This is a genomic window from Sulfitobacter sp. NFXS29 (assembly GCF_040148765.1).
Taxonomy (GTDB): domain Bacteria; phylum Pseudomonadota; class Alphaproteobacteria; order Rhodobacterales; family Rhodobacteraceae; genus Sulfitobacter.
Map to the genome: position 1 here is coordinate 1 of NZ_JAGDED010000022.1, position 10,676 is coordinate 10,676.

The 10,676-nt window shown below is 56.3% G+C and carries 11 protein-coding genes and 1 pseudogene; 4 read left to right on the top strand and 8 right to left on the bottom strand.

The annotated features are described in order from the left end of the window. Positions 1-103: 103 nt before the first annotated feature. Together J3456_RS19205 and J3456_RS19210 are read right to left on the bottom strand one after the other, a co-directional pair. Entirely contained in the window at positions 104-268 is a 165-nt protein-coding gene (locus J3456_RS19205) for a hypothetical protein (RefSeq protein ID WP_349581858.1), read from the bottom strand. Between the two features lie 238 nt (positions 269-506). Beyond that, on the bottom strand, positions 507-782 hold the full coding sequence (locus tag J3456_RS19210; RefSeq protein ID WP_349581859.1) for a hypothetical protein: 276 nt from the start codon (positions 780-782) through the stop codon (positions 507-509). A gap of 347 nt (positions 783-1,129) precedes the next feature. Here J3456_RS19210 and J3456_RS19215 point away from each other — a divergent pair, with 347 nt between their 5' ends. Beyond that, entirely contained in the window at positions 1,130-1,357 is a 228-nt protein-coding gene (locus tag J3456_RS19215) for a hypothetical protein (RefSeq protein ID WP_349581861.1), read from the top strand. Between the two features lie 127 nt (positions 1,358-1,484). After that, a complete protein-coding gene (locus tag J3456_RS19220; protein ID WP_349581863.1) occupies positions 1,485-1,625 on the top strand; it encodes an aldehyde dehydrogenase family protein in 141 nt (46 codons plus the stop codon). A gap of 581 nt (positions 1,626-2,206) precedes the next feature. Here the strand turns inward: J3456_RS19220 and scpB are convergent. From scpB to J3456_RS19240, 4 genes are all read right to left on the bottom strand, one after another. Next, positions 2,207-2,818 carry an SMC-Scp complex subunit ScpB gene (gene scpB / locus J3456_RS19225; protein WP_349581865.1) on the bottom strand — a complete coding sequence of 204 codons (612 nt, stop codon included), beginning with the start codon at positions 2,816-2,818 and terminating at the stop codon, positions 2,207-2,209. A gap of 1 nt (position 2,819) precedes the next feature. Continuing rightward, positions 2,820-3,704: a DUF1403 family protein gene (locus tag J3456_RS19230; protein WP_349581866.1), complete on the bottom strand. Its 885-nt coding sequence runs from the start codon at positions 3,702-3,704 to the stop codon at positions 2,820-2,822. A 1,565-nt stretch (positions 3,705-5,269) separates the two neighbouring features. Continuing rightward, on the bottom strand, positions 5,270-6,397 hold the full coding sequence (locus tag J3456_RS19235; RefSeq protein WP_349581867.1) for a ParB N-terminal domain-containing protein: 1,128 nt from the start codon (positions 6,395-6,397) through the stop codon (positions 5,270-5,272). Positions 6,398-6,400: 3 nt separating this feature from the next. Beyond that, complete coding sequence (locus J3456_RS19240) at positions 6,401-7,696, bottom strand: AAA family ATPase (protein ID WP_349581868.1); 1,296 nt, start codon at positions 7,694-7,696, stop codon at positions 6,401-6,403. Positions 7,697-8,210: 514 nt separating this feature from the next. On the opposite strand from J3456_RS19240, the gene J3456_RS19245 reads away from it, so the two are divergent. Next, entirely contained in the window at positions 8,211-8,891 is a 681-nt protein-coding gene (locus J3456_RS19245; protein WP_349581869.1) for a DnaA N-terminal domain-containing protein, read from the top strand. Positions 8,892-8,988: 97 nt separating this feature from the next. On the opposite strand, the gene J3456_RS19250 is transcribed toward J3456_RS19245, so the two are convergent. Both J3456_RS19250 and J3456_RS19255 read right to left on the bottom strand, forming a co-directional pair. Continuing rightward, a protein-coding gene (locus tag J3456_RS19250; RefSeq protein WP_349581870.1) for an IS3 family transposase occupies positions 8,989-10,196 on the bottom strand; the annotation gives its coding sequence in 2 pieces (ribosomal slippage) (positions 8,989-9,872 and positions 9,872-10,196; 1,209 coding nt in all). A 158-nt stretch (positions 10,197-10,354) separates the two neighbouring features. Next, a pseudogene (locus J3456_RS19255) lies at positions 10,355-10,543 on the bottom strand (transposase); the annotation flags it as partial. Between J3456_RS19255 and J3456_RS19510 the strand changes: the two are divergent. Continuing rightward, the coding region (locus J3456_RS19510) for a hypothetical protein (protein WP_502989529.1) at positions 10,478-10,676 on the top strand (199 nt) is incomplete at its 3' end. The pseudogene J3456_RS19255 and the gene J3456_RS19510 sit on opposite strands and share 66 nt — an antisense overlap.

The following is a 10,676-nucleotide window of genomic DNA, read 5'->3' on the forward strand; positions in this document are numbered from 1 at the left end:
TCAAAAATCCCATGTCGATCACTCCAAATCCCCCCAACCAAAACCGTCGGGGAAGTGTGTTCACATGGGTCAATTCTCAGTGACAATTTATGGGGCTACCGGGTCAGTTCTCAGTGACAATCAACACCCCCAGCACGCCAACCCGAAGTACGCCGCGCTCCATAACTGAGGTTAGTGTTTCCGCACTGTTGTCCTGAGCGAAAGCGGGGGCCGTCGCAAAGCTGCTGACGAATGCTGCGGTGGCGATCAAAGCCTTCATGATTGTCATTCTATTTCCCTATTGCTTTGTTTCTCTGGGGCCTTGGACATAAGCAGGCATGCCAGTTGTGACCCGAGTAGCCGAACAAATGGCCCTGCCGGGCACCTTACGAACAATCTGATACATAGTCGTAACGGATCAAAGTGATTAATACAGTAATTGTATTGCACTTTATGCATACCGAAAACCTCGCGAACACGATGGATTGGAATGCTTATCGACAAGCTTGGGACGCGCCTAATAAGGCTCAACGCCGAGGCGAGACATGGGCGATCTCGACGCGGCTCTCGATGAACAGAGGGCCCAGGGCCAGGATTTCAGTCTTTGTTTGACTGAGCGCCGCCAAGACATCTTCAGCTCTTGCGTGGACCACGTCATTGTAGATCGGACGCGCTGCTCCAGTCTCCGCGAGATGCACTTGTACATGCTCCGGCAGCTCATCCAGGGGAATGTCATCGCGGCGACGTAGCGCATCCCAGATCACGCTGTGAAGATATCGCCATCTATCGTCTTGGGCAGTCATATTGCGTCCCGTCGTCAATCGCGTTCAAGGGTGACCATGACACAACTTGGAGCGGAATCCCGGCATGTCAAAATCGCTTAACATAAAACCCGTTCTCGAATTTTGGACGCCTCTGGGTTGAATTGAGATGGCCCGCTACGTATCAGTGATGTCCTTCAACAGATGTAGCGGAGCGGTCTCGACGAAGCGCTTCACAAGCTCCTCATCCGGTCCAGTTGCCTTGTAGGAATCCTTGTGGGCGCGCCATGAGACGTAAAACGCGCCCACGCTACCTACTATGATAGAGATGACGACAAGAGCCTCCAAAGTCATGGCTCAAGTGGTCGCTGCTGTTTTTGGGATTGATGATGTTTTCGGTGCTGTTGGCCTTTGTATCGCGTCACCCGATACCGGCGCGTGCCCTCGCCCTTCTACAACTTCCGTTCTTCCTCATGATCTGCGCTGCACTGGCGCAGATGCCGGGTCTCGTGCGCCCGGTTCTGGCAATGACCGTCGCTGTGTTCGCTCTGTTCAAGATCTATCAAGCGTTTTTCGATACACGCAGCGACACGGAGTCCGGATGCACCCCGCACTGACGTGCCAACATCAAGGGATTAGCCAAGTTTGAGCAGTAGGCGTTCGAACGGTAACGCAGTGCAATCCCATGGGAGGTGCCGCCTACGCCTTCATCTCCTCCGCAACCACGCTGCGGTGCGGGACGAGATGCTGACTATCAACCACCCCGGCCTCGCCCTGCCCGAGTTGCCCTTCGGCGGTATCGCCGATTCCGGCTACGGTACCGAGTGTGGGTCAGAAGCGGTCGAGGCGTACCTCGACATTCGCTTAGTCAGCCAGCTGCACTGAACGAGGCCCAAGGGTGGCCGCTTGTTTCACGACGTCCCTTCGCCTGTTACCAATTTGGAAGTAGCACACATCCCTCTGCCGCTGGTCGGCGTGGCAAGTCTTCGCCACTCTTGGCGCGAAGTTAATTGCCAGCCCCTACACGCACACCAAACGAGTCTATCATACAGAGGTTTAAACTCACCGCGTGTACTTGTTTCGGCTCGCGCAGGCAGCGCAGTCTGCAGAAAAAGTGGCGACGACCCACCTGGGGTAAAAAGGGAAGGGGTCGCCGCAGTTATTCGGTGCTACAGGGAGGATGCACCGGCGTGAATGAACCACAATTGTCATTCACAAAATGCATATACGTGCGCTTCAGAAAAAAGCAAATATTGTGGCAGGTTTCGACCTATATGTCTTCAGAGAAAAGCGTTGGGTATGCGAAGAAAAGCGACGACCCCAAGAGCCAGGGAATGGACTGAAGGCCGCCGCAGTTTTACCGCGGCCCATGGAAGTTCAAGCCGAAGTGGAATGGAGTCTCGATCGACACCCTGAGATTGTTTTAACCAAACAACTTCACAAAGCAAATGGTTTCTGAAAAGCGTTTATATGTCAGCCTTGTAGCTCTCTGCAGTGAAGCCCGCGTCTTCCAACTGTTCCTTGTCTGGCAGATCGCGCAAAGTCTCCAGATTAAATGCGACGAGGAACTGATCCGTGGTCACGAAGGTATAAGGCGCACCACGTTGCGGAGACCTTGGTCCCGTTCCAATCAGATTGCGCGCGTGAAGCCGACCAATCAAATCGCGGCTGATCTCTTTCCCGAAAATATCTTTCAGCCCGTCACGGGTGATCGGCTGGTGATAGGCGATGGCAGCCAGCACTGCGACGTCGAATTCATTCAGATCTAACAGTTGTTCTTCGATATCTGCTGCAGTGCGGATCGCTGGGGCATAAGCATTTTTTGTACGCATCATCCAGCCACCCGCCACCTTAACGACTTCGAACGCGCGTTCGTTGAGATCCGTGGCCAGGTCCTCGATGAGGAGATCGACTGCCGCTCCCTGCCCTACCACCCGCGCCAGATCCGCGCACAGCACAGGTGAGGCGGAGGCAAAAAGCACCGCTTCGATCCTGCGCATCCATTCCCGCCAGCGCAGCTCTGGTGGAAGGTCGGCCAGTTCGCGGTCCAGCTCTGGTTCAGAGCGCTGTTTGGCCATATTATACCCCGTAGAGCCGGAACGTGCCGCGGCCGGTGAGTTCGCGCACGGCCCTCAAATCAACAAGCCGATCGCAAAGCCGCCGAGCCGCGCGCGATGGCAAAGGCAGTGCAGCTGCTGCCACGGCGTCGCGGGCCAAAAACATCTCCATGGCTTTCGCTGCCCCTTTGGCGCGGAGCTTCGGCGCAACCGCTTTGACATGCTCTGCCCGCCGCGCGAGATCGGCAGCAAGGCGTATCGTCTCGACCGCCGAAGCAATCAAGGCGCGGTGACAGGCGAGGCGAAGGTCATCACCTTGTTTGCGCAGGTCCGCACGTTTTAGGCCCGGGGCCAGCAATGGTATAAGATGTTTCCATCCGAGCGACTTAGCGAGGGACGCCTCCGCCAAGATCAGGGCCAGCGCTTCTGCCCGCGGTGCCTCCATAAGAACCGTCTGCAGCACCATCGCCGCGCGAGAGATCGGCGCCCCCTGCCCCGCATTGAGCCATGTGTCAATCTGGCTCTGCTCCAGGGTCGGCACAGCGCGGCACAGAACGCTGACCGACACCGGCCGCCTCACCACCCTCCGCCAAGTCATAAAGGTTTCCCCAGCCGGCCCGGGCAAGTCTCCAGGGCGCAGAAGGTATACGGCGTCGCGCAGCTCCCCTGCCCGCTCCGGGCGGCCGGAAAACGCGACACAAGCCTCCGCCGCACGCAGCGCCAGCCGGTCCCGCAACAAGGGATGCGGCAGGTCATCCCGCGTAACCACGATATGCAGATGCCCAAGCGCAGCACCCGACAAAAACGCAACATCCTCAATGGTTTCAGCACGGGCCGAGGTGACCCAAGACGGCATCCGGGGTATCGTCTCGGCGTCGTCCAATGGGTCGGGTCGGGCAGATGTCATGCCCAAAGCCTAAACCAGGGCGGCGTTTTCTACCACTAAATAGAGCATTAACCGCCCCACCTTGTCGCTCCACATCATGTCCAATAAGTTTAAATTATCGGACCTCCGATGATACGCCACGGAACGGCCGCATGTCGTTTTCGTTTCACGGGTGGATTCGGCCGAAATCGCCTCTCTCGTCTAGGAACTTTGCATTTAACCGGTGGACGAGCCTCTTGCTCAATTTGAGAAATCGTTCCGCCCCTACATCAATACCACGCTTTCCTTTGCCGACCCGCGTGCCTCGCCCCTCTCTCAGCCACGGCAATCGGCGGACACGCCGGAACAGGCCCGCGCCAGGCACCAGATCTGTTCCAAAGAGATCATGCTAGATCACCAGCGTTAGTGCCCACCAGCGCACTGATAGGTGCTGAAGAGGCGCAGGCCGACCGACGGCCACACGAGCCTCTTAAGGACAATTCCACCCTCGTTCATCGTACCAGAGCGCCAGGATAGGCTGGGCTGCGCCGTCGCCATCAGCGAAGCCCAAAAAGTGCGAATTGCCTGCTCGATTCGATCGAGACGGCTTGTTTCCCCACTGACCATTTCGCTGATTTTGCGCCGGAGTTCGAGAACGCGCACAGGGCAATCCGCCTCCACAGCGTCTTCTGTTTCCCTCCCCGCCGATGAGACCGGCAGCGCACTTGCAACAGAAGGAAGCCTAGCAGACCATTCAGCATGCGAAAGGTAGGCTACAAGGCGCCGCGCCACCCGTCTCTCAGCGATCCACAAGCATGGTCCGCTGAGACGGAAGAAAACCTGCTTCGCCATTCACCAATTCGCCCGCAGATAGGCTTCGCGATCGGCAGTGACATCCCCATAGAAACAGCCAAAACAGACCAGCACAGTCTCGGTCAGCAACCAGTCCTGCGGCCGTTCAGGAAACCGGGAAGCCAGTGACCTGCACCGAAGCCGTTCCCGATCGATCCGGCAGGCCTTTGCCCGAAGCGGGAGGAGCCACAAAACCGGCGCCACATCGTTAAATTGCCGCGCGCCTGCATCGCTCCCCCCTGCCCCGCCAGATACACCACCAGCTCGAGGGACACCGACCCGTAGTTTGCGGCAACCCTCGCCATCTAGGGCGAAGGCAGTTCTTCTTTATACGCCCGCGGTGCGACGGGCAGTTGAGCAGGCACCTTCATGCCCCGACACGTTGTTGCAAAATCTTGTCCCGCCACCGAGCACTGTGGATCATCGCAACTAGCGGCGGCACCAGATTGTCGCCGAAACTATGCGCGTCTAGGCGCTGCATGCGCGACCGGACCGCATCTTCCGCCGCCGTCGCAATTAGGCGTAAAATTCGCGCTGTCACACCTGAGGTCAGCTTATGACACCGAACTCTTACAGAAATCTTCGATCACCCCGAATCTCCGCATCGAACTCGCTGGGCAGCGGGCGATGGCACGTCGGTACGCCAACGTAAGCCGCTAGCAGGGAACCGGCGCCCGGGAGCACACATGTCGTTACAGCCCAGGACCACATCGCGACTGATAGGGTCAGCCACCGCCTACTCGGGGAACTTACACTTAACCTTCATCGTCAAGCGCGGCTAGGAAAGCCTCAATGCTTTGCTGAAGCCGCGCCCTTGGAATCGCGGAGAAGTCCCGCTCCAACCGCAACTCAAGTTTTCCGTCTGTTGCCGTCACACGAGCTTGGCCTTCAGGTCGGCCCATTCTCAGCGAGGTCTTGGAAACTGATTTAGCCTCCCGCACCTCTGATTTTTTCCGCCCGGTCAGCGCATCGCGCAGCACTCCCATCTCAGCATCTTTGTCCCGATCAGGTACGGCAATTAGCTTCGCTGCGATTTCACCTGCCCTGCCGGGTTGCCCATCGATCAACTTATAAAGGTCAAGCCCCAACGCTCGGGGGATCGCTTCAGGATAGTGCACTGTGCCGTCCAAAGCTTCTAAGACGCGGGCAAACTGTCGAATGTAGGTCCGCTTTTGTTTGATCGCGGAAGCATAGAGCGTCGAGACTGCCTCCGCCACATCAATCCTCTCGTCCCGTGCATAGGACAAAGCTAATTGCGCCATTTCGCCAAAGGAGAGCTCCTTTCGGATTAGGTTCTCGTCCACCATTTTGCGATAGAGTCCAACCAATGGTTCCCCGCGGGGAACCATGGCTGCGGGAATACGGGTGTATCGCGGATCGCCTGTCTCTTCTGCCAACTGACGAAAAGCAGAAAGCCGCCGGAAACCTTGGATAAGTTCAAAGCCATTGTCGGTCTTCTCCACACGGATCGGATTCGAAAGCCCAACGGCCATGATGGAATCTTTTAACTCACCAATTTCCGGGTCCACATTGGCGGAACGATCACGGGTCAGCTTAGATGTCATAACCTCGGAGATCTGGATCAAGTCAGTGATCAAACCTAACTTCTTGAGCCGCACGTGCTCATGGGCAAGGGCGTCATTCTCTGCGCGGATTGCCGCTTCGGCGTTGGCTCTTTCATGGGTAGCCTCGGCAGTTTCGGCAATCGCGCTGGCCATTGGACCACGCCGAGGTGAGGCTGGTTCGTGGTTCTGCAGCGGATGGCCTTCAACCTTAAAGGCTTCGATCTCCGTCGCGGTGGAGTTCCCCGCGGGGAACTCCACTGCCTCCTCTTCAGCGTCAAGTTCAAAGTTGATGTCGAAAACAGAGCGTTTCTTGGGCATTCATCAATCCTCCAGCTTTTCCCACGCATTAACGAGCGTGAATTGGAATTCGTTGTAAGCGCGATCAAAGGACATCCGCGCCCGCCGCCATGTTTCCCGCGTCATCTGTCGATAATCCATCTCATAGATTGACGACAGGAAGCGCCCCGATTGTTCAACCGCACGGGTCATCTCGATCGGGTGCTCTGCTACATGTGACTTGAAAACCTGATGAAAAGCAGACTGCATCGCACGGTGCAAATCGTTGTTCGGCTCAAAACGTGTTAGCAAGAAACGCACATCCGCGAAGACCTTGTCCGGATTGGTGCCAGACGGAAGTCGTCCGCGGAACCGACCCAAGTCCTCTAACGCCTCCGAAAGCTGACCAATGAAACTCGTAGTGCTGTCGTATTCCCAATAGCCGGGACCGGAAGGGACATAGAGCACATCTGCCGCAAACACCGCGTTCATTGATTGGTAGCCAATTGCAGGCGGGCAGTCGAAAACGATCAGGTCGTAAGCATCGTCTGGCAACTGGTCGAGATAGCGGGACACAGCTGCAAAGAAGGACCATTCGGGGTTCAGATGCCTATACTGGGCGCTGGCGAATTCTACAAAAGCGGCATTGGCGCAGCTAGGAATAATGTCAATGGTGGGCCAGCTTGTCGGCTTGATGAAATCAGTGGCGCGCAGATCGTTCAACCCCATTCCCGTTACCGAAGGCGGCAGCTTGCGTTGGGGCAGGGCGGCCCCGCTCTCCGCCCCACCAGAAGTTGCGTTCATGCGCTCAGTCTCGCGGATCAGATCGCGTGCCATAATCCCCCACACTGTCACCTCTTCGGAAACGTCAGAAAGCCCCATTGAATGGCTGAGCGTTGCTTGTGGATCAAAGTCCACCGCGAGCACGCGATAGCCCTCCAGGGCCGCGGCATGGGCAAAGTGTAGCGCGACGGTACTCTTGCCCGCGCCTCCTTTAAAGTTCGCAATCGCAGCGCGGATCGCGCGTTTACCAGCGGGGCGTGCTGGCATGAGGGATCGGCCTTTTATCTTTAGCTTCCGTCGCAGCTCATTGATCTCTTCCAACGTGTACCACCGCTGGCGTCCTTCTTCCTCAACTAGCCCCTCAGGGAGAGAAGGGTCCGCCGCAAGACGGCCGCGAAAGGTTGAAGGGTTGATCTTAAGAATCAGCTCGGCAACCTCCCAACTCGAGAAGCGACGCAGGGTCTTCTCCATTTCGGGGGAATAAGTCTGCTGCCGGATGAACCCTTGCATCTTTAGTGACTGGGCCTGCAATTTCGCCAGATCAGCGTGGGTATACATGATTGTCCCTCATTTCTGCGACCGTTTTCCGCCATTGGTTCCCCGCGGGGAACCAATGGCGGAAAACACGGAACGCTAATTCCTGCTTATTGGTGATTTACGCCGAAGTTGGCACCGTTGGAAAGCCCTATAATGAGAAAGTAGGCCATTTCATATGCCACTGGCAAATAGGGCTAGATCTGATTCCTTTTATACAACTGCCAAGCCATCTATATAGTGGCCGCGCCAGATATAGGGGGACATTAGAGGAGCCCCTGCTAGATAATGGGGGACAAACTCTAGCTAATAGGTGACGCCCTAGATGACCCCCCATACCTATATACCCAGAAATTTTATACTGTAAGGCTAAGATATGCCGTTCTGACAAATCGGCCTCTTGACAGAATCGGAGGTTTGGACGCAAATCAGGGAAGAGGTCGGAAAGGCGTTGTGTCTTTCATCGCAACCCAGGGTCCGGCAAGAGATCCAATCCTAGGCACAGAGCAACTGCGCACTGCGCAGCAAGAGGGCATCCATGCAATTGGTCAAACAGGCAAGTCAACGCGACGCTGCCCGCAAATATGATATCATCACGGCGTTAGGCGCTTATGCACTGGCGCGCAATAAGCATGACCAACGTTTGGTTCTTCGGCTAATCACTTTGATGACGGCGCGTTATAATTGGGCGCGCGATGAATTGGCCGTGGGGCAACGCGAGATTGCTAGGTTATGGGCGGTGGACGAGCGCACCGTCAAACGCGAGATGGCCAAGCTGCGGGCGCTTGGATGGCTAGTGATCAAGCGACAGGGCGCACGAGGGAGAGTGACAGAATATGGGCTCGACCTCGATCGCATGTTTGCCATGACTGAAACGGAATGGCCCAATGTGGGCCCCGATTTTGATTTGCGAATGAGCGTTAAGCCTGAGAAAAACCCTGTTGTCTCCCTGCCAGTAAAAGGCCAAATACCCCCGCCGGATGTAAGCGATGGTACGGAATGGGCGTTGGCCCAAGCAATTCTATTCAGCGAAGCCCCGGATGTCTATGGAAGTTGGCTCCGTAATCTTGTGCGGATCAATAGGGCGGGGGGGCGTCTTACCCTCAGTGCGCCAAGTCGCTTTCATGGTAATTATGTGCAGACACATCTGAACCGAAAGGTGCTCGCGGCCTGTCAGTCGGTGGATGCCGATGTGACCGAGATTGTGATCGTCGCTTAAGATACGCCCAAACAATCGCATTCCTGCCCAAAAATTAAGTTTTTTAGGTTCGCATTGGGCCCCCGCCAGGTGGACCGGCCCCTGTTTCACCGGACACCTAAGCGGTTTCGGTTTCGGCCTTGATGAACTCGCGAGGCGAGCGCCATCTTAGGCCGCTGTGTGGGTGGTTGTAGTGATAGTCTTCGATCCATTCTCCTATCAAATTCAAAACGGTTTCGGCATTGGGTAGTGGATTGACGCGCACGTAATCGCGTTTGAGCGTCTTTACGAAGGCTTCGGACATGCCGTTGGATTGCGGGCTGGCGACTGGGGTAAAGCATGACTTCAGGCCGAGCTGGCGAGCGAAGATGCGGGTTTCCTTTGCTGTGTAAGCGCTTCCATTATCGGATAAGACCTCGACCACCTCTGGCGCACGATAGCTGCCAAAGCGTTTCTCGACCGCCTCCAGAAGCATGTCACGCACGTCCGAGCCGCTAATCCCGGCATTGGCGACGGCCTGCCAGGCAATGATCTCACGATCATGAGCATCGAGCAGAAACGCCGCGCGGATAATGTCGCCATTCCAACAGGTGAACTCCAGCCCGTCAGAGCACCAGCGCAAGTTCGACCGCATCATGATGACCTTGCCGTCATGGGCGCGTTCGGGCCGGTCGATGCCGGATCGCTCCAGCAGCAAGTGATTGGCCTTCATAATGCGATAGACGCGTTTATGATTTGCCGGGGCAAGGCCTTCTGCCTTGAGTTCCCGGTTCAGCACTGCGCAGATCCGGCGGTAGCCATAGGTTGGGCGCTCCGCCACCATACGCTCGATACGTGGCAAGAGCGCCGCGTCCTGAGCTTTATAATAGCTCCGACGCGGCTCCGTGTTTCCCCTCTGCCGTTCATGTAGGTTCGAGCGGGATACGCCTAACATCTGTGCCACCGCCTTCATCGGGAACCACCCGGTTTGAGCGACTGCGCAAGCAAGGTCGGTTTTTTTGAGCGGGACTTGTCGAGCGCTTCCTTCAAGATCTCCACTTCCAGCGTTTTGCGTCCCAGCTGGCGCTCAAGCTCCCGAATGCGGGCTTCCATCTCTCGAACAGCCTTATTGCTGGTCACGCTGTCATCCCCTGTCACCGCGACACTCCCTCCCTCAAGCATCAATCTACGCCAACGATACAACAGATTGGGCGCCACGCCATTACGACGAGCAACGGCGGAAACGCTATCCCCGTCGTAGAGGGTCTCTTCAACGATCCGCAGCTTTTCAGCCGCAGACCAGCGTCGACGGCGACCACCATCGGTAATGATTTCTATCTCAGACATAAGCACGTGCTTAAGGCTATCCTTAAGCCTCCCTGGTTAGCCCAAGGTGTCCGGTCGAAATGGGGGCCAGTTCACCAGGCTACGTAGGTTGTTCCGGGCGCTACTCTGCATTTGAGCTTACCGATGGCATCGCAAAGTTGCTTTAAAGCATCCCGGCTTTAACTTACGACATATCCGGCAGCCTTAAAGTAGTTCCAGCATTCGTCTGGTGAGTATTGGTCGCAGATCTCGGCGATTGCGTTGAATAGGTCGGTGAAGGTGTGGGCGCCAATGCGGCGTAGATGCGCTTTGAGCTTGGAGAACGCCATTTCGATGGGGTTGAGGTCGGGACTATAGGACGGCAAGAACGCATCGGTATTGAAATCATTCAATATGTTTGTAACAGAGGGTGTAAAATGCCCATTTTGGCGTTTTCCGACCTGAAGAAATCATTTATTTACAATGAGTTGGTCTGTTACAGCGGGGCGTTACGCCCTGTGT